The organism is Ottowia sp., from assembly GCF_016703145.1.
GTDB lineage: Bacteria > Pseudomonadota > Gammaproteobacteria > Burkholderiales > Burkholderiaceae_C > Ottowia.
Genome location: NZ_JADJCO010000003.1, coordinates 729606 through 747219, shown reverse-complemented (window position 1 = coordinate 747219; position 17614 = coordinate 729606). Strand labels below are relative to the sequence as shown.

The window sequence follows — 17614 nt, the reverse complement described above, 5'->3', positions numbered from 1 at the left end:
AGAAAGGGAGAGTGACGGCGGCTGTAGCGGTGGCGGCGTCAGATGTTACTGGCGAGGCGGGTTGCCCCCGGTCACCACCATGGCGCGGGCCTGTTCGGAAAATGCGCGCGCCTGTTCGTCGCCGTCGCGCGTCAGATCGATCCTGGAGGGCGGGCGCTCGATGCCGCGCTGCACCGCCGGCCGGTCGCGGATGGCGTCGCGCCAGCGGCGCAGGTGGTCGAGCCCGTCGATCGGCACGCCCGACCAGCGGTGCGTGCGCACCCAGGCCCAGTTGGCGATGTCGGCGATGGAGTAGTCGCCGGCCAGCCATTCGTGCCGCGCCAGGTGGCCGTCGAGCACCTCGAACAGGCGGCGGCACTCGGCCTGGTAGCGGTCGATGGCGGGCTGGATCTTCTCGGGAAAGTAGCGCAGGAACACGTTGGCCTGGCCCATCATGGGGCCGATGCCGCCCATCTGGAACATCAGCCACTGGATGACGCGCGAGCGGCCCTGCGCGTCCCGCGGCATCAGGCGGCCGGTCTTCTCGGCCAGGTAGATCAGGATGGCGCCGGACTCGAACACGGCGAAATCATCCGCGCCGTGGTCCACGATGGCGGGGATGCGGCCGTTGGGGTTGAGGGCCAGGAACTCGGGGCGCTTCTGCTCGCCAGCGGCCAGGTCGAGCACGCGCAGTTCATAGGGCAGGCCCAGCTCCTCCAGCGCGATGGAGACCTTGTGGCCGTTGGGCGTGGCGGCGGTGTGGAGGGTGATCATGCGGCGCATCGTAGCGCCCGCGCATCAGCTTCCAACGCCTGGGTATTTGGGCGTGGCGCCTTGGCACGCGACAATATGCGGCTTCGCTTATCTTTCCAACCTTCGTCCTTCGCCATGCGTTCCGCGCTCCGATTCCTGCTGCTCTGCCTGGCCCTGGCGTCGGGCGCCGCCCAGGCGGCCGGGCCGCTGCTCACCCCGGCGGAGCTGCAGCCGCTGGCCGCGGCCGGCGCGGTGCGCCTGATCGACGTGCGCGAAGGGCCGGCCTACGCGCTGCAGCACCTGCCCGGCGCGGTGTCGGCGCCCTACGGCCGCTGGCGCGGGCCGGACACCAGCCCCGGCCAGGTGCCGCCCCTGGCCGAGCTGACCGCGCTGGTGCAGGAGCTGGGCCTGACGCCCGACACGCACGCGGTCGTCGTCTACACCGGCATCGACGCCACCGACTTCGGCAACGCGGCGCGCACCTACTGGACGCTGAAGTCGCTGGGCATGGCGCGGCTGTCGATCCTCAACGGCGGCCTGGCGGCCTGGCGGGACGCCGGCCTGCCCGTCAGCAGCGCGCCGGCCGCGGCGCCGCGCAGCGCGTGGCAGCCCCGCTTCGACCCGCGCTGGATGGCCACGCGCGATGAGGTGAAGGCCGCCATCGGCCAGCCCGGCACGCTGCTGATCGACGCACGCCCGCCGCCCTACTTCCAGGGCCGCATCGCGCACGACGCGGCGCGCGCGCGCGGCACGCTGCCCGGCGCCGTCAGCGTGGACAGCGAGCTGTTCTTCGAGCTGGGCAGCGCGGCGCTGCTGGACAAGGCCTCGCTCGCCGCCGAGGCCGACGCGCTGGACGCGCCGCCGGGCGCGCCCGTGGTGGCGTTCTGCAACACCGGCCACTGGTCGGCCACCGACTGGTTCGTGCTGTCGGAGGTGCTGGGCCGCCCCGGCGTGCGCATGTACCCCGGCTCGATGGTCGAATGGACCCAGTCGCCCGCGCCATTGCCCATGGCCAACGAACCCGGCCGCTGGCGGCAACTGCGCTACATGGCCCTGGGCTGGGCGCACCGCAACCTGGGAACCAAGGCCCCATGAACACGCTCGCCTCCCCCATTCAACACACGGCCACGCGGCCGCCCGGCCTGTGGGCGCGGCGCCTGCCGCTGGCCGCCTGCGTGCTGGCGCTGTTCGGCTGGCTGGTGTGGTCGGTGTCGGCGCGCCAGGGGCTGCTGCTGCTGGTCGGCGTGGGGCTGGGCTGGGGCCTGGCGGCGGCGCGCTTCGGCTTCACCACCGGCTGGCGGCACCTGGTGGAGAACCGCGACCCGGCGGGCGTGTACGGCCAGATCATCCTGCTGGCGGTGCTGGCGGCGCTGTCGATGCCGATGCTGGCGCATTTCCCCGAGACGCACGCGGCGCTGGGCCCGCCCTCGGTCAGCCTGCTGGTGGGCGCCTTCGTGTTCGGGCTGTGCATGCAGATCGCCGACGGCTGCGGCTCGGGCACGCTGTACAAGGCGGGGCTGGGCGTGCCGCTGAACATGGGCATCCTGCCGCTGTTCGCGCTGGGCAGCTTCGCCGGCTCGGCGCACCTCAACGGCTGGCTGGCGCTGGGCGCGGCCGAGCCGGTGGGGCTGGTGCCGCTGCTGGGCGCCGGCGGCGCGCTGGCGGCCACGCTGGCGGGCCTGGCCGTGGTCACCGTGGGCGTGGGGCTGTGGAGCGGCCAGCACTTCAGCCCGCGGCGCATCCCCTCCCGCTGGGTGTGGGGGGCGCTGGTGCTGGCGGTGTTCGCCGCGCTCAACCTGTTCATCGCCGGCCAGCCCTGGGGCGTGGTGTACGGCTTCGGCCTGTGGGCGGCCAAGGCGGTGACGGCGCTGGGCCTGTTCGACCCGGCGCACAACGCCTTCTGGAGCGACCCCGGCCACGCCCAGCGCCTGCGCGAGACGCTGCTGCTGGACATCACCAGCATCACCAACATCGGCATCCTGGCCGGCGCGCTGTGGGTGGCGCCCCGCAGGCCGCAGGACGCGCGCCCCTTGACCGGCACGCAGTGGGTGGTGGGGCTGATCGCCGGCTTCGTGCTCGGCTACAGCTCGCGCCTGGCTTTCGGCTGCAACGTGGGCGCCATGGTCAGCGGCATCAGCACGGGCAGCCTGCACGGGTGGATCTGGGTGCCGATGGCCTTCCTGGGCACGCTGGTGGGGCTGCGGGTGCGGCGCCATTTCAAGTTCTGAAGGGCCGTCCGTCATGAGCATGAGCACCGTCACCGCGCGCCGCTGGGTCTTCTGGGCCGCGCTCGCCGGCTTCGTCGCCTGGGACTTCGCCGCGTCGGCGCCGGTCAACCTGCGGCTGGAGCCGCCCTTCATCGCCGCCGGCTCGGGCACGCCCGGCAGCGGCGGGCATTGCGCGATGCCCAAGTGAGGGCGGTGGCGACATTAAGTCGCTACATTTAGCATAGCATATAACGTAGTATTGGTAAGGGCTATCGGCACTTTTTTCTCATAATCAGCATTGACGGCGCCATCCGACGCCGAGGCGAGGCCGCGCTCTGCACAATGATCAGTTCAACCGTCAGGAGGATTCACCCATGAAGCACTGGACACCCATCGCCGCCCTCGCCGCCGCCGCGCTGGCCGCCGGCTGCGCCAGCACCACCGGCGGCAGCGTGGCCACCGGGGGCAAGGGGCGCGCGCAACTGCTGCTGGCATCGCAGGAGCAGGTGATGCAGCAGTCGCTGCAGTACTACGACCAGCAGAACCGCGAGGCGCGCTCCGGCGGCAAGCTGGTCACCAGCGGCTCGGAGTTCGAGCGCGTGAACGCCGTCATGCGCCGCATCGTGCCGCAGGTGGCCGCCTTCCGCCCCGACGCGGCGAAGTGGCCGTGGCAACTGGTGCTGATCAACGAGGACACGGTCAACGCCCACGTCATGGCCGGCGGCAAGATCACCTTCTACACCGGCATCCTCCGCAAGCTCCAGCTCACCGACGACGAGATCGCCGCCATCATGGGCCACGAGATGGCCCACGCGCTGCGCGAGCACACGCGCGAGAAGATTTCGCAGTCGCAGGCGGGCGACCTGGCGCTGGCCGTGGGCGGCGCGCTGCTGGGCGCCGGCCAGGGCGCCGTGCAGGTGGCCGGCCTGGGCAAGCAGCTGGCGCTGGACCTGCCCTTCTCGCGCCACATGGAGAGCGAGGCCGACCTGTACGGCCTGGAACTGGCCGCGCGCGCCGGCTACGACCCGCGCGCCGCCGTCACGCTGTGGCAGAAGATGGCGCGGCAGGGCGGGGGCGGCGGGCCGCAGTTCCTGTCCACCCACCCCGCCTCCAGCGAGCGCATGGCGGCGCTGCAGGCGGCCATGCCGAAGGTGATGCCGCTGTACGAGGCGGCGCGGGGCGGACGGCGGTAGGCCCCCGCCGCCTCACGCCGCCCAGTACAGGGCGTCGGGGTTGCCGGTCAGGATCCGCGTGGCGGCGGGCTCGTCCACCCAGTCGAACAGCGCGCGGTGCAGGGCGCCGTAGCGGGCTTCGTGCTCGTGGTTGGTGAAGGGCCAGTCGCTGCCCCACAGCAGGGCGCCGTCGCCGAGTTCGCCTTGCCACAGCCGCGCCAGCGCGGCGGGGTCGCGCCCCTGCAGCCGGTAGGGGCCGCTCAGCTTGATCCACACCGGCCGCGTCGCCGCGCGCCGCGCCACGGCGGCGACGGTGGGGTCGTGCAGCCGCGCCTGGTCGGGCTTGCCCATGTGGTCGATCACCAGCGGCAAATGCGCGGGCAACTGCGCCATCACCGGCGGCAGCGCGCCGACGTCGGTGTGCAGCTCCACGTGCCAGCCCAGCGCGCCCAGCGTGTCCCACAGGCCCGACGCGGCCGCCCATTCGGGGATGCCGGTGGGCCGCCCCGCCAGGTTGAGGCGGATGCCGCGCACCCCGTGGCGGTGCAGGTCCTGGAGCAGCGCGGCGCCCGCGCCCGGCGCCACCACGGCGACGCCGCGCAGCAGGTCGGGATGGGCGTCCAGCTCGCGCAACAGGCGGGCGTTGTCGGTGCCCAGGAAGCTCGTCTGCACCAGCACGCCCCGGCCAATGCCCGCGGCGCCGGCGGCCTCGCGCCATTGCGCCAGCGGCGCGTCGTAGCCGGGGACGTAGCGCGCGCCCGCGACGGCGACGCCGGCATCGAACACGTGGAAGTGGGTGTCCACCGCGCGGGACAGGGCCGGTTTTGACAAGGTGTGCGCCATGGCCTATATTCTAGTCCTATAGATGACCAATGCAATCGCTTCGCCCGACGAGGTGACGGCGCGCACCCACCCGCTGCCACCCGCCGCCATGCCCGGCCTGAGCCGCTACGGCCGGCTGGCGCACGCGCTGCGCGCGCGCATCCTGGAGGGCGAATGGGCGCCGGGTGACGGCCTGCCGGCCGAAGCCGCGCTGGCGCGCGCCTATGGCGTGGCCCTCGGCACCCTGCGGCAGGCGTTGGCGGTGCTGGTGGACGAAGGTCTGCTGGTGCGCGAGCAGGGGCGCGGCACGTTCGTGCGGCGAGGGCTGGAGGGCGCGTCGCTGTTGCGCTTCTTCCGCTTCCGGCAGGACGGGGGCGACGCGCTCGCCGTGCCTCGGTCGCGCATCCTGTCGCGCGCGGTGCGCCGCGCCAAGCCGCAGGAGCGCGGGCTGTTCGGGCTGGACGCCGAGGGCCGGGTGCTGACGCTGCGGCGCCTGCGCAGCCTGGAGCAGCAGCCCTGCCTGCTGGAACAGGTGGTGGTGCCCCTGCCGCTGTTCGCGCCGCTGGTGGATTCCGACCCGTCGGGCTGGGGGCCACTGCTGTACCCGCTGTACCAGCGCCTGTGCGGCGTGGTGGTGGCGCGCGCGCAGGACCACCTGGCGATCACGCGCCTGGACGCGACGCAGGCCGACTGGCTGCGGTTGCCGGCGCAAGCGCCGGGCCTGCGGGTGCAGCGCCAGGCGTTCAGCCTGGCCGGCCCGTGCATCGAATCGCGCACCACCTGGGGCGATGCCTTCGCTTTCGAATACACCGCCGAGGTGCGGTGATCCTGTTTTCAACCTCCTGGAGATTCCCATGATGTCGCTTCGTTCGTGGTCCCGCGTCACGGCCGCCGCCGTGACGGCCGTCGGCGCCCTCGGTGCCGCCGCCCCCGCCCTCGCCCAGGCCGAGGCCTACCCCACCAAGTCCATCACCTGGGTGGTGACCTACCCGCCCGGCGGCGGCGCCGACGTGATGGCGCGGCTGATCGGGCCCAAGATGGGCGAGGCGCTGGGCCAGCCCATCGTGATCGAGAACCGCCCCGGCGCGGGCGGCCAGATCGGCGCGGGCTACGTGGCCAAGGCCCGCGCCGACGGCTACACGCTGATGTTCGACGCCTCGTCCTTCGCGGCCAACCCGGCGCTCTACCCCAAGCTGCCCTACGACAGCCTGAAGGCGTTCCAGCCGATCGGCGTGACCGCCCTGTTCCCCAACGTGGTGCTGGTGAACGCCAAGTTCGCACCCCAGAGCATCGCGGAGCTGGTGGCGCTGGCCAAGGCCAAGCCGGGCGCCGTGTCTTTCGCGTCCTCGGGCAACGGGTCGGCACAGCACCTGGCGGGCGCCCTGTTCGAGTCGGCCGCCGGCGTGGACATGGTGCACGTGCCCTACAAGGGTGGCGGGCCGGCGCTGAACGACGTGGTGGGCGGCCAGGTGCCGCTGTTCTTCGGCAACCTGGCGTCCACGCTGCCGCACATCCAGTCGGGCAAGCTGCGTCCCCTGGCCGTGACGGGCGCCAAGCCCTCGCCCCTGCTGCCCAAGGTGCCCGCGCTGGCCGATGCCGGCGTGAAGGGCGCGGAGATGTACGAGTGGAACGCCCTGTTCGCCCCCGCCGGCACGCCCGCGCCGGTGGTGGCCAAGCTGTCGGCCGCGCTGCGGAAGGTGCTGGCCGCCCCCGAGGTGCGCCAGCGCATCGAGCAGCTCGGCGGCGACATCCAGACCACCTCGCCCGAACAGGCGCAGGCCTTCATCCGCGCGCAAATGGACAAGGCCAGCCAGTTGATCAAGGCGCGCAACATCACGGTGGAGTGACGCCGCGCGGGCGCCGTCGGCATGGAGCTTGCATGCACCGCCAGCCATCCCTGGCCGACACCCGATGAAATCCGCCCTCAACTTCCTGATCGCCGCGCGCCGCTGCGAGATCGACGAGCTGGAGCAGCTCGCCCGCACCGGCGAGCTGGTGGGTGCCATCGCCCGGCTGGTGCATGCGCTGCAGAAGGAGCGCGGGCTGTCGAACCTGTTCCTGGCCTCGCAAGGCGCGCGCGGCGGCGAGGCGCGCCTGCGCCAGGCCGAGGACTGCGATCGCCTGGCCCGGGCGGTGCAGGACGATTTCGAGCCCCTGGCGCAGGGCGTGCCGCGCCATCCCGGCAGCGGCGCGCGGCTGTTCAGCCGCATCGCGTGCGTGCTGCCGGGGCTGGCCGCGCTGCCGGCCCTGCGCGCGCGCATCGGGGCCCTGGCGCTGGCGCCGCACGACGCCGCCGCGGCTTTTGGCCGGCTCATCGCCGGGCTGCTGGCGGTGGTGTTCGAGGCCGCCGACAGCGCCACCGATCCGGAGGTGTCGCGCCTGCTGGCGGCACTGTTCCACCTGATGCAGGGCAAGGAGCTCAGCGGCCAGGAGCGTGCCTGCGGCACGGCCGCCTTCGCCAGCGGCCGCATCGACGAACCGCAGCGGCGGCAATGGCTGGACCTGATCGCCGCGCAGGAGCGCTGCCTGGCGCTGTGCGCCGCGTTCCGCGACGCCGACATCGACGCGCTGGTGCAGCCCGGCCCGGATGCGCAGGCCCCGGCCGAGCTGGAGCGGCTGCGTCGCGTCGGCTGCGCATCGCCCGCCGGCACCCCGCTCGACACCGAGCTGAGCGGCCCCTGGTTCCGCTGCTGCTCCACGCGCATCGACGCGCTGAAGGCGCTGGAGGACGAGATGGCCGCCCTGCTGCAGGCGCGCTGCGCGGCCAAGATCGCGCAAGCGCGGCAGGAATGCACCCAACTGCAGGCGCTGACGCGGCAGTTCGATCCCGCCCGGGACGGTCCGGCCGGCCTGCCGGCCGAAGCCGCGGGCTTTCTCGAACGCGCGGCGGCGGGGCTGCCGCTCGACTGGCCGGCCAGCCTCGGCCACGCGGCGGGCGGCGCCATGGACCCATTGCAGTCCCTGCCCTACGGCCATCAGTTGGCGCGCTCGCTGCTGGACACGCTGCAGGCGCAGTCGCGCCGCCTGCAGGCCATGCAGGACGAGCTGGCCGCGGTGCGCGCCGCGCTGCACGAACGCAAGCTGGTGGAGCGTGCCAAGGGCCTGCTGATGGCGCACCGCCACCTGGGCGAAGCCGACGCGCACCGGCTGCTGCGCGAGACGGCGATGCACCAGAGCCGCCGCTTGGTGGAAGTCGCCGAATCGGTGCTGGCCCTGGCCGAGCTGCTGCCGGCGGCGGCGCCCGGCGACGGGCGCGACCCGCCTTGAAATGGTGCGCCGCACAAAACAAGTGCCGTGATCTCGCCGGGGCTCCGCCCGTCCCCGCCCATGCCCTTTTCGCGGCGGGAAAAGGGAGGATTTGGGCATCATTTTGCTATTATTTAAGTAGCTATTACCGCAATATTGGCGCTGGCCAGAGCCAGATTTGACTTGAAAAACCCATGCGCCACCGCCGCCTGGCGGATCGGCCGGCACGACGGGCGCGCCGCGGCACCTGGCACGAGAACTGCATGACGTTGCGCAAGAGGCCAACGGCGGCCTCCAGGCAGCGGCTTCCAACGGCGGAGGCCGCCCGCCGCATCGGACAAAGGCGTCCCCACCCTTGACCGGGCCCCGCTTCGCAGCGCGCGAGCGGCCCGGTACGCGGTGAGGACGCCTTTTTTGTTGGCCCATCGACCGCCTTCCGCCATGTCTCACTTCAAGACTTTCCTCCGCTCCGGCCACTGGCCGACGCTGGCCGCGTCCTTTCTCTACTTCGACTTCACCTTCGCCATCTGGGTGCTCAACGGCGCCATGGGGCCCTTCATCGCCGAGGCCTACGGGCTCAACGCGGCGCAGACGGGCTTCATGGTGTCGGTGCCGATCCTGGCCGGCGCGCTGATGCGCTTCCCGCTCGGCGTGCTGTCCCAGTACATCGGCCGCAAGAACGCGGCCATGGTCGAGATGGGGCTGATCGTGCTGGCCCTGCTGTACGGCTACTCCTTCGTCGACAGCTACGACAGCGTGCTCGCCATGGGCGTGCTGCTGGGCATCGCGGGCGGCAGCTTCGGCGTGGCGCTGTCGCTGGGCTCGGGCTGGTTCCCGGCCAAGTACAAGGGGCTGGCCATGGGCATCGCCGGCGCGGGCAATTCGGGCACCGTGATGGCGGTGCTGTTCGCGCCGCCGCTGGCGATGCACTACGGCTGGACCACGGTGTACGGCCTGGCGGCGCTGTCGATGCTGGTGCCGATGGTGGTGATGTGGGTCTGCGCCAAGGAGCCGCCCGACCGCGAGCCGCACCAGCGCCTGCGCACGCACGTGGCCTGCCTGTTCGAGAAGGACGGCTGGGTGTTCAGCCTGATCTACGTGGTCACCTTCGGCGGCTTCATCGGCCTGGCCAGCTTCCTGCCCAGCTACTTCTACGACCAGTTCAAGGTCACCAAGGTGGAGGCCGGCCAGTTGACCATGCTGGCCACGCTGGTGGGCTCGGCGGTGCGGGTGCTGGGCGGCCACCTGGCCGACCGGCTGGGCGGCGTGACCGCGCTGACCGGCGTGCTGCTGCTGGTGGCGGCGTCACTCATGGCCTGCGGCTTCGCCGGTGGCTCGGTGGCGCTGACCACGGCGCTGTTCATGCTGTGCTTCGCCGGGCTGGGCGCGGGCAACGGCGCGCTGTTCCAGCTGGTGCCGCTGCGCTGGCCGCTGGCCACGGCGGTGGCCGGCTCGATGATCGGCGAGATCGGCGCGCTGGGCGGCGGGCTGGTGCCCAACGCGATGGGGCTGTCGCGCCAGTTCACCGGCAGCTACCTGTGGGGCTTCGCCGCCTTCACCGTGCTCGCGCTGGCCATGCTGGTGCTGCTGCGCGTGGCGCAGAAGCGCTGGACCCGCACCTGGGTCGGCGCCGGCGGCCGCGCGCGCCGGCCCGAGGCCCAGCCCGGCGGCGCCACGGATAGCCTGGTCCCGCAAGCCTGAGCCGAACCCTGCCCCACGACAAGGAACCCGAGTCATGAAGAAACTCAAACTGGTGATGGTCGGCAACGGCATGGCCGGGGTGCGCACCCTGGAAGAGCTGTTCAAGCTGGAGCCCGACCTGTACGACGTGACGGTGTTCGGCGCCGAGCCGCACCCCAACTACAACCGCATCCTGCTGTCGCCCGTGCTGGCGGGCGACCAGACGGTGGACGAGATCGTGCTCAATTCGTGGGACTGGTACCGCGACCACGGCGTGACGCTGCACGCCGGCAAGAAGGTGGTGTCGGTGGACCGCGCGCGCCGCGTCGTGCACGCCGAGGACGGCACCAGCGCCGAATACGACCGCCTGCTGCTGGCCACCGGCTCCAACCCCTTCATGCTGCCGGTACCGGGCAAGGACCTGAAAGGCGTCATCGCCTACCGCGACATCGCCGACACCGAGTACATGATCGAAGCCGCGCGCGTGCACCAGCACGCCGTGGTCATCGGCGGCGGCCTGCTGGGCCTGGAGGCCGCCAACGGCCTGATGCTGCGCGGCATGCAGGTGACGGTGGTGCACATCGCGCCGTGGCTGATGGAGCGCCAGCTCGACGAGACCGCCGGCCGAATGCTGCAGAAGTCGCTGGAGGAGCGCGGCCTGAAATTCCTGATCGGCGCGCAGACGCAGGAACTGGTGGGCAACGACGCCGGCCGCGTGACCACGGTGCGCTTCAAGGACGGCACCGAGGTGCCGGCCGACCTGGTGGTGATGGCCGTGGGCATCCGCCCCAACACGCAGCTCGCCGAATCGATGCGGCTGCACTGCGAGCGCGGCATCGTCGTCAACGACACGCTGCAAACCGTGACCGACGCGCGCATCTACGCCGTGGGCGAATGCGCCGCGCACCGGGGCATCGCCTACGGGCTGGTGGCGCCGCTGTTCGAGCAGGCCAAGGTGGTGGCCAACCACCTGGCGCAGTTCGGCATCGGGCGCTACAGCGGCTCGCTCACCTCGACCAAGCTCAAGGTGACCGGCATCGACCTGTTCTCGGCCGGCAACTTCACCGGCGGCGAGGGCACCGAGGAGATCGTGATGAGCGACCCCTTCGGCGGCGTCTACAAGAAGCTGGTGCTGCGGGACGACAAGCTGGTGGGCGCCTGCCTGTACGGCGACACCACCGAGGGCACCTGGTACTTCCAGCTGCTGCGCGAAGGGCGCAGCGTGCAGGACATCCGCGACAGGTTGATGTTCGGCGAGTCCAACATCGGCGACACCGGCCACCAGGGCCAGAGCAAGGCCGCCGCCATGGCCGACGACGCCGAGGTGTGCGGCTGCAATGGGGTCAGCAAAGGCACCATCTGCAAGGCCATCCGCGACAAGGGCCTGTTCACGCTGGAGGACGTGCGCAAGCACACCAAGGCCAGCGCGAGCTGCGGCTCGTGCACCGGGCTGGTCGAGCAGATCCTGATGGCCACGGCAGGCGGCGATTTCTCCGCCACGCCCAAGAAGAAGGCGCTGTGCGGCTGCACCGACCTGAGCCACCAGGACGTGCGCAAGGCCATCCGCGAGCACCATCTGCTGACGCGCCGGCAGGCGACCGACTTCATGGAATGGCGCACGCCCGACGGCTGCGCCAGCTGCCGCCCGGCGCTGAACTACTACCTCATCAGCACCTGGCCCAAGGAGGCCGTGGACGACCCGCAAAGCCGCTTCATCAACGAGCGCAGCCACGCCAACATCCAGAAGGACGGCACCTATTCGGTGGTGCCGCGCATGTGGGGCGGCGTGACGAGCAGCCAGCAACTGCGCCGCATCGCCGACGTGGTGGACAAGTACCAGATTCCCACCGTCAAGGTCACCGGCGGCCAGCGCGTCGATCTGCTGGGCGTGAAGAAGGAACAGTTGCAGGCCGTGTGGCGCGACCTGGACATGCCCAGCGGCTTTGCCTACGGCAAGTCCACCCGCACGGTGAAGACCTGCGTGGGCAGCGAATGGTGCCGCTTCGGCACGCAGGACAGCACCAGCCTTGGCATCGCGCTGGAAAAGGCGCTGTGGGCCATGTACTCGCCGCACAAGGTCAAGCTGGCCGTCAGCGGCTGCCCGCGCAACTGCGCCGAGTCCGGCATCAAGGACGTGGGCGTGATCGGCGTCGATTCGGGCTGGGAAATCTATGTCGGCGGCAACGGCGGCATCAAGACCGAAGTGGCGCAGTTTTTGGTGAAGGTGAAGACCGCCGACGAGGTGCTGGAATACGCCGGCGCCTTCCTGGAGCTGTACCGCGGCGAAGCCTGGTACCTGGAGCGCACGGTGCACTACATCGCCCGCGTGGGGCTGGACCACGTGAAGCAGCGCGTGGTGGACGACGAAGCCAGCCGGCGCGCGCTGTGGGCGCGGCTGCGGGCGGCGCTGGACGGCGCGGCCGACCCCTGGCTGGCCTCCCGCAAAGCGGATGTCGATCTGCGCCAGTTCATCCCCATCGTGGCCGTGACTTCCGAGGGAGTGCTGGCATGAGCGATTGGCAAGTGATCTGCCGGGTGGACGATATCCCGGTGCTGGGCGCGCGCCGCGTGGCGCGGGCCGAGGGGCTGGACGTGGCCGTGTTCCGCAACGCCGACGACCAGGTGTTCGCCCTGCTCGACCGCTGCCCGCACAAGGGCGGCCCGCTGTCGCAAGGCATCGTGTTCGGCACCCGCGTGGCCTGCCCGCTGCACAACTGGACCATCGGCCTGGCCGACGGCTGCGCGCAGGCGCCCGACGAGGGCTGCACGCCGCGCTTCGCGGTGAAGGTGGCCGGGGGCGTGGTGCACCTGGACAGCGGCGAACTCGCCACCCACGCCACCGACCTGCCGCGCCCGGTCGCCGGGCCGTGCGCGGAAAGCGCGGCCCGATGACGGAAACCCGATCCACCTGCCCCTACTGCGGCGTGGGCTGCGGCGTGGTCATCCAGTCGCAGGGCGGCCGGATCACCGGCGTGCGCGGCGACCCCGACCACCCGGCCAACTTCGGACGGCTGTGCACCAAGGGCTCGACGCTGCACCTCACGGCCACGGCCGAGATCGCGCGCCAGACGCGGTTGCTGCAGCCCCTGCGCCGCGCCGCGCGCGGCGACACGCCGCGGCCGCTGGCGTGGGACGCGGCGCTGGACCTGGCCGCCGACAAGTTCACCCAGGTCGTCCGCGACCACGGCCCCGACGCGGTGGGCTTCTACGTCTCGGGCCAGTTGCTCACCGAGGACTACTACGTCTTCAACAAGCTGGCCAAGGGCCTCATCGGCACCAACAACATCGACACCAACTCGCGCCTGTGCATGAGCAGCGCGGTGGCCGGCTACAAGCAGACGCTGGGCGCCGACGCACCGCCCGCCTGCTACGACGACGTGAACCACACCGACTGCCTGTTCATCATCGGCAGCAACACCGCCTGGGCGCACCCCATCCTGTTCCGCCGCATCGAGGACGCCAAGCGCGCCCGGCCCGGCATGAAGATCATCGTCGTCGATCCGCGCCGCACCGACACCTGCGAGATCGCCGACCTGCACCTGCCGCTGCAGCCCGGCACCGACGTGATGCTGCTCAACGGCATGCTGCACGTGATGCTGCGGGACGGCTGGACACGGCCCGACTACATCGCCGCCCACACCACGGGCTTCGACGCGCTCGCCGCCCGCGTGCGCGACTGCACGCCCGAGCGCGTGGCGCAGGTGTGCGGGCTGCGGGCGTCCGACGTGGTCGAGGCCGCGCGGCTGTTCGCGCGCTCGCCGGCCACGCTCAGCCTGTACTGCATGGGCATGAACCAGTCCTCGCACGGCACGGCCAAGAACGCCGCGCTGATCAACCTGCACCTGGCCACGGCGCAGATCGGCCGCCCGGGCGCCGGGCCGTTCTCGCTCACCGGCCAGCCCAACGCCATGGGCGGGCGCGAGGTGGGCGGCCTGTCGAACCTGCTGCCCGCGCACCGTGACCTGGCCAACCCCGCGCACCGTGCCGAGGTGGCTGCGTTCTGGGGCGTGCCGCAGGTGCCCGCCACGCCCGGCAAAAGCGCCATCGAGATGTTCCGCGCCGCCGCCGACGGCGAGATCAAGGCGCTGTGGATCGCCTGCACCAACCCGGCCCAGTCCATGCCCGACCAGGCCACCGTGCGCCGCGCGCTGCAGCGCGCCGAGCTGGTGGTGGTGCAGGAAGCCTTCGCCACCGCCGCCACTTGCGACTTCGCCGACCTGCTGCTGCCCGCCACCACCTGGGGCGAGAAGGAAGGCACCGTGACCAACAGCGAGCGCCGCATCTCGCGCGTGCGCCCGGCCGTGCCGGCGCCGGGCGAGGCGCGCAACGACTGGGCCATCGGCGTGGCTTTCGCGCGCCGCATGGAAGCTCGGCTCGCCCCCGGCGCGGCCACGCTGTTCTCCTACGCCCACCCCGAGCAGGTGTGGAACGAGCACCGCGCCACCACGCGCGGGCGCGACCTGGACATCACCGGCATGAGCTACGCGATGCTTGAATCCGCCCCCCGGCAATGGCCGCTGCCCGCAGGCGAGGCCACCGGCCGCGCGCGCCTGTACGAAGACGGCGTGTTCCCCACCGCCGACGGCCGCGCCCGCTTCATCGACACGCCGTACGCGCCCGTGGCGGAGCCGCTCGAGCCGCGCTACCCCTTCTCGCTGAACACCGGCCGCCTGCGCGACCAGTGGCACGGCATGAGCCGCACCGGCACGCTGGGCCGCTTGTTCGGCCACGTGCCCGAGCCGGCGGTGCAGATGCACCCGCGGGACATGGCCAGCCGCCAACTGCGCGAGGGCGACCTGGTGCACGTCACCTCGCGCCACGGCAGCCTGATCATCCCCGTCGCGCCGGGCGCGGACCTGGGCCCGTCGCAAGCCTTCATCGCGATGCACTGGGGCCCGGAATTCCTGGGCGGACGCACCAGCACCGGCACGCCCGTGGCGGGCGTGAACGCGCTCACCACGCCCGCGCACTGCCCCGTCTCCAAGCAGCCGGAACTCAAGCATGTGCCCATCAAGATCCTCAAGGCCGAGCTGCCCTGGTCGCTGCTGGCCATGGCCTGGCTGCCCGCCGGCACCGCGCTGGCGCTGCGCGCCGCGCTGCGCCAGCGCGTGGAGGGCCTGCCCTTCGTGAGCTGCGTGCCCTTCGGCGGCGGCGCCGACCCCGTGGGCGTGCTGCTGCGCGCCGCCGCCTACGACCGCCCCGACGACGCGCTGCTGATCGACCTGGAGCGCATGCTGGGCCTGGCCGGCGCCGACACCCTGCGCTACGCCGACGCCCGGCGCGGCCAGCGGCGCACGGTGCGGCTGGAGCGCGACGGCGGCAACGCCACCATCGCGGGCATCCTGATGGCCGGCGACACCCGCGCCGAAAGCTGGATCAAGACCCTGCTGCAGGACCGGCTGCCGGCGCAGAGCTACGGCCGCCGGCTGCTGTCCCCGCAGGCCGCGGCGCCGGCGGGCGTGGCGGCGCGCGGCAAGGTGGTGTGCAGCTGCTTCGGGGTCGGCGAAGCCGCCATCGCCGGCCAGTTGGCCCGCTGCACCGGCGACGGCGGCGAGCGCCTGGCGCAATTGCAGGCGTCCCTGAAATGCGGCACCAACTGCGGCTCGTGCGTGCCCGAACTCAAGCGGCTGGTGCGGACGACCCTGGCCGGGCAGCCGGCCTGATTCCGAGTGTTTTTGGCCTCCAGCCCGCGTCGATAAAAGACTTTTAGCTACATTTTATGTAGCTAAAAGTCCGACGGCCTTCAGCCCAGCACCCGCCGCCGCGCGAAGCGCACCACCGTCACGCCCTCGCGCGCCTGGCGCGTGGAGGGCATCACCAGCACGCAGTCGTCGTAGGGCGTGACCACGGGGTCGCCCTGGCCGGGACCGTCGTGGTGGCCGATGACGGTGCCGGCCTTGTCGATCACTTCCAGCCCGGTGAAGGGCTCGGTGAAGGCCAGCCGCGCGCTGCGCGCGACGGCGGCGCCTTCCACCGTCAGCGCCCACTGGCGCGGCGCGTCGGGCAGGCGCCAGCCGGGCAGCGTGGCGGCCAGCGCGGCGGCGTCCAGGGAGCCGGCCTGCTCCAGGAAGCGCAGGCACATGTCCTGCGCCACGGCGCGGCTGGCCGGGTCGCCGTGGAAGCCGCATTCGAGCAGCAGCGAGCGCACGTCGCCCGCCGCATCGTCGGGCAGGCCGAAGCGGCCGAAGTCGCGCATGCGCACGCCGTCCTGGTGGCCGGCGTCGATGACGACGTGCTCGGGCGTGCGCAGCGCGCGCGCCAGTTCGAGGTTGCGCGGCTGCACGCCGGTCAGCAGCAGCGGGGCCGAGGGCTCGTGCATGGAGTGCAGGTCGAGCAGCCAGTCGGCCTGCTCGACGAAGGGGCGCAGCGCGGCGGCGCGGCGGCGCTCCAGCGAGTCGCCGCTGTCCATGCGCTCCACGCTCCACTGGCGGTTCAGGTCTTGCTCGACGAAGCGCGCGGCGTCGTGGCTGGCGGCGTCGAAGCGGTCGAACGCGGCCAGGTTGCAGAAGGCCAGCGTCAGGCCGCCGGCGGCCGGGCGCAGGCCGGCGTCCAGCAGGCCCTTGAGCGCCCAGGCGCCGCACAGCTCGTTGCCGTGGATCAGCGCGCTGATCATCACGTGGCGGCCGGGCCGGCCCGAGTCGAAGCGCCACACGCCCTCGGTCCCGGTGTTGCCGCCGCGCCAGGCGGCGATGTCGGGCAAGGGCAATTCGAAGGTCAGGGTGTTGTTCATTGCTCGATCTTCGCGAATTGCACGATCTTCTGGTATTTGGCGACCTCGGACTGCAGGAAGCGGGCCAGATCCACGCCCCCGCCGGCCTGCGCCACGACGGAGCCGGAGTCCTCCATCTTCTTGCGGAACTCGGGCGACTTCAGCACCTCGGCCAGCGCGGTCTTGAGCCGGGCGGCGACGGGTTCGGGCAGCTTGGCCGGGCCCAGCAGCGCGAACCAGATGCCGATGTCCATGCCCTTGAGGCGCGGGTCCTCGCCCAGCGCGGGGATGTCGGGCGTCATCGGCGAGCGCTTGGCCTCGGTGGTGCCCAGGGCCACCACCTTGCCGCTCTTGATGTGCGGCAGGCCGCTGGAGAGCACGAAGAGGCCGTACTCCAGGTTGTTGCCCACCAGGTCGGTGGTGAGCGGCGCCACGCCGCGGTAGGGGATGTGGGTCATGAACAGGCCGGCGCGCTCCTTGATCGTCTCGCCGGCCAGGTGCAGCGCGGTGCCGATGCCGGAGCTGCCGTAGCTGTACTTGCCGGGCGCGGCCTTGGCCTTGGCGATGAACTGGTCGACGTTCTTCACGCCCGACGCGGCGGAGGTCACCAGCACCATGGGCTGCGTGGCGATCAGGCCGATGGGGGTGAAGTCCTGGACGTTGTACTTCACGGTCTTGTTGATCAGCCGGGCGATGGCGACCTCGTTGCTGGCGCCGACGAACAGCGTGTAGCCGTCCGGCGCGGCGCTGACGGCCTTCTGCGCGCCGATGGCGCCGCCGGCGCCGCCCACGTTCTCGATCACCACCGGCACGCCGAGCTGCCTGGCCAGCGCCTCGCCCAGCGTGCGGCCGGTGAGGTCGGTGCTGCCGCCGGCCGGGTAGCCGACGATGAGGGAGATGGGCCGGTTGGGGTACGGCGCCTGGGCGTGGGCGGGGGCGGCGCAAAAGGCCAGGGCCATGCCGGCGGCGGCACAGGCCGTGCGGAAGGTGGACGAAGTCATGTCGGTTGGGCTCCTAAAAAAAGACAGTGCGAATGGCGGTGGCAG

15 protein-coding genes are annotated in these 17614 nt (G+C 71.9%); 11 read left to right on the top strand and 4 right to left on the bottom strand.

Annotation, left to right across the window (positions count from 1 at the left end):
• Window positions 1-45: 45 nt before the first annotated feature.
• Window positions 46-753 (bottom strand): glutathione S-transferase N-terminal domain-containing protein, encoded by a 708-nt coding sequence (locus IPG65_RS07170; protein WP_293188550.1) that lies wholly within the window; start codon window positions 751-753, stop codon window positions 46-48.
• A gap of 114 nt (window positions 754-867) precedes the next feature.
• Between IPG65_RS07170 and IPG65_RS07165 the strand changes: the two genes are divergently transcribed.
• The 4 genes from IPG65_RS07165 to IPG65_RS07150 all read left to right on the top strand — a co-directional run bounded on the left by IPG65_RS07165 (window position 868) and on the right by IPG65_RS07150 (window position 4132).
• Window positions 868-1827 (top strand): sulfurtransferase, encoded by a 960-nt coding sequence (locus IPG65_RS07165; protein WP_293188549.1) that lies wholly within the window; start codon window positions 868-870, stop codon window positions 1825-1827.
• Window positions 1824-2960 (top strand): YeeE/YedE family protein, encoded by a 1137-nt coding sequence (locus tag IPG65_RS07160; RefSeq protein WP_293188548.1) that lies wholly within the window; start codon window positions 1824-1826, stop codon window positions 2958-2960. Before IPG65_RS07165 ends, IPG65_RS07160 begins: the two co-directional genes overlap by 4 nt.
• Window positions 2961-2973: 13 nt before the next feature.
• Entirely contained in the window at window positions 2974-3147 is a 174-nt protein-coding gene (locus IPG65_RS07155; RefSeq protein WP_293190103.1) for a hypothetical protein, read from the top strand.
• Between the two features lie 166 nt (window positions 3148-3313).
• The gene (locus IPG65_RS07150) at window positions 3314-4132 is read left to right on the top strand and encodes a M48 family metallopeptidase (protein WP_293188547.1); all 819 of its coding nucleotides are present in this window, start codon (window positions 3314-3316) and stop codon (window positions 4130-4132) included.
• Between the two features lie 12 nt (window positions 4133-4144).
• Here the strand turns inward: IPG65_RS07150 and IPG65_RS07145 are convergent, their stop codons facing one another.
• The gene (locus tag IPG65_RS07145; RefSeq protein ID WP_293188546.1) at window positions 4145-4954 is read right to left on the bottom strand and encodes an amidohydrolase family protein; all 810 of its coding nucleotides are present in this window, start codon (window positions 4952-4954) and stop codon (window positions 4145-4147) included.
• 88 nt (window positions 4955-5042) lie between these two features.
• On the opposite strand from IPG65_RS07145, the gene IPG65_RS07140 reads away from it, so the two are divergent.
• The 7 genes from IPG65_RS07140 to IPG65_RS07110 all read left to right on the top strand — a co-directional run bounded on the left by IPG65_RS07140 (window position 5043) and on the right by IPG65_RS07110 (window position 15522).
• Window positions 5043-5759 (top strand): GntR family transcriptional regulator, encoded by a 717-nt coding sequence (locus IPG65_RS07140; RefSeq protein WP_293189987.1) that lies wholly within the window; start codon window positions 5043-5045, stop codon window positions 5757-5759.
• Between the two features lie 28 nt (window positions 5760-5787).
• On the top strand, window positions 5788-6780 hold the full coding sequence (locus IPG65_RS07135; RefSeq protein WP_293188545.1) for a tripartite tricarboxylate transporter substrate binding protein: 993 nt from the start codon (window positions 5788-5790) through the stop codon (window positions 6778-6780).
• Window positions 6781-6844: 64 nt separating this feature from the next.
• Window positions 6845-8200: a nitrate regulatory protein gene (locus IPG65_RS07130; RefSeq protein WP_293188544.1), complete on the top strand. Its 1356-nt coding sequence runs from the start codon at window positions 6845-6847 to the stop codon at window positions 8198-8200.
• A gap of 420 nt (window positions 8201-8620) precedes the next feature.
• On the top strand, window positions 8621-9880 hold the full coding sequence (locus IPG65_RS07125; protein WP_293188543.1) for a nitrate/nitrite transporter: 1260 nt from the start codon (window positions 8621-8623) through the stop codon (window positions 9878-9880).
• Window positions 9881-9914: 34 nt separating this feature from the next.
• Window positions 9915-12371, top strand: a complete 2457-nt coding sequence (gene nirB / locus IPG65_RS07120; protein WP_293188542.1) for a nitrite reductase large subunit NirB — start codon at window positions 9915-9917, stop codon at window positions 12369-12371.
• Window positions 12368-12751 (top strand): nitrite reductase small subunit NirD, encoded by a 384-nt coding sequence (nirD, locus tag IPG65_RS07115; protein WP_293188541.1) that lies wholly within the window; start codon window positions 12368-12370, stop codon window positions 12749-12751. The genes nirB and nirD overlap by 4 nt, the downstream gene beginning before the upstream one ends.
• Complete coding sequence (locus tag IPG65_RS07110) at window positions 12748-15522, top strand: nitrate reductase (protein WP_293188540.1); 2775 nt, start codon at window positions 12748-12750, stop codon at window positions 15520-15522. The genes nirD and IPG65_RS07110 overlap by 4 nt, the downstream gene beginning before the upstream one ends.
• Window positions 15523-15602: 80 nt before the next feature.
• Here the strand turns inward: IPG65_RS07110 and IPG65_RS07105 are convergent, their stop codons facing one another.
• On the bottom strand, window positions 15603-16589 hold the full coding sequence (locus IPG65_RS07105) for a succinylglutamate desuccinylase/aspartoacylase family protein (RefSeq protein WP_293188539.1): 987 nt from the start codon (window positions 16587-16589) through the stop codon (window positions 15603-15605).
• Window positions 16586-17569, bottom strand: a complete 984-nt coding sequence (locus IPG65_RS07100; protein WP_293188538.1) for a tripartite tricarboxylate transporter substrate binding protein — start codon at window positions 17567-17569, stop codon at window positions 16586-16588. Before IPG65_RS07100 ends, IPG65_RS07105 begins: the two co-directional genes overlap by 4 nt.
• Window positions 17570-17614: the final 45 nt, after the last annotated feature.

What these genes read in the sequence shown, in the direction of transcription:
- IPG65_RS07170 (WP_293188550.1), bottom strand. Translation starts at nt 753, where the DNA reads ATGATCACCCTCCACACCGCCGCCACGCCCAACGGCCACAAGGTCTCC.
- IPG65_RS07165 (WP_293188549.1), top strand. Translation starts at nt 868, where the DNA reads ATGCGTTCCGCGCTCCGATTCCTGCTGCTCTGCCTGGCCCTGGCGTCG.
- IPG65_RS07160 (WP_293188548.1), top strand. Translation starts at nt 1,824, where the DNA reads ATGAACACGCTCGCCTCCCCCATTCAACACACGGCCACGCGGCCGCCC.
- IPG65_RS07155 (WP_293190103.1), top strand. Translation starts at nt 2,974, where the DNA reads ATGAGCATGAGCACCGTCACCGCGCGCCGCTGGGTCTTCTGGGCCGCG.
- IPG65_RS07150 (WP_293188547.1), top strand. Translation starts at nt 3,314, where the DNA reads ATGAAGCACTGGACACCCATCGCCGCCCTCGCCGCCGCCGCGCTGGCC.
- IPG65_RS07145 (WP_293188546.1), bottom strand. Translation starts at nt 4,954, where the DNA reads ATGGCGCACACCTTGTCAAAACCGGCCCTGTCCCGCGCGGTGGACACC.
- IPG65_RS07140 (WP_293189987.1), top strand. Translation starts at nt 5,043, where the DNA reads ATGCCCGGCCTGAGCCGCTACGGCCGGCTGGCGCACGCGCTGCGCGCG.
- IPG65_RS07135 (WP_293188545.1), top strand. Translation starts at nt 5,788, where the DNA reads ATGATGTCGCTTCGTTCGTGGTCCCGCGTCACGGCCGCCGCCGTGACG.
- IPG65_RS07130 (WP_293188544.1), top strand. Translation starts at nt 6,845, where the DNA reads ATGAAATCCGCCCTCAACTTCCTGATCGCCGCGCGCCGCTGCGAGATC.
- IPG65_RS07125 (WP_293188543.1), top strand. Translation starts at nt 8,621, where the DNA reads ATGTCTCACTTCAAGACTTTCCTCCGCTCCGGCCACTGGCCGACGCTG.
- nirB (WP_293188542.1), top strand. Translation starts at nt 9,915, where the DNA reads ATGAAGAAACTCAAACTGGTGATGGTCGGCAACGGCATGGCCGGGGTG.
- nirD (WP_293188541.1), top strand. Translation starts at nt 12,368, where the DNA reads ATGAGCGATTGGCAAGTGATCTGCCGGGTGGACGATATCCCGGTGCTG.
- IPG65_RS07110 (WP_293188540.1), top strand. Translation starts at nt 12,748, where the DNA reads ATGACGGAAACCCGATCCACCTGCCCCTACTGCGGCGTGGGCTGCGGC.
- IPG65_RS07105 (WP_293188539.1), bottom strand. Translation starts at nt 16,589, where the DNA reads ATGAACAACACCCTGACCTTCGAATTGCCCTTGCCCGACATCGCCGCC.
- IPG65_RS07100 (WP_293188538.1), bottom strand. Translation starts at nt 17,569, where the DNA reads ATGACTTCGTCCACCTTCCGCACGGCCTGTGCCGCCGCCGGCATGGCC.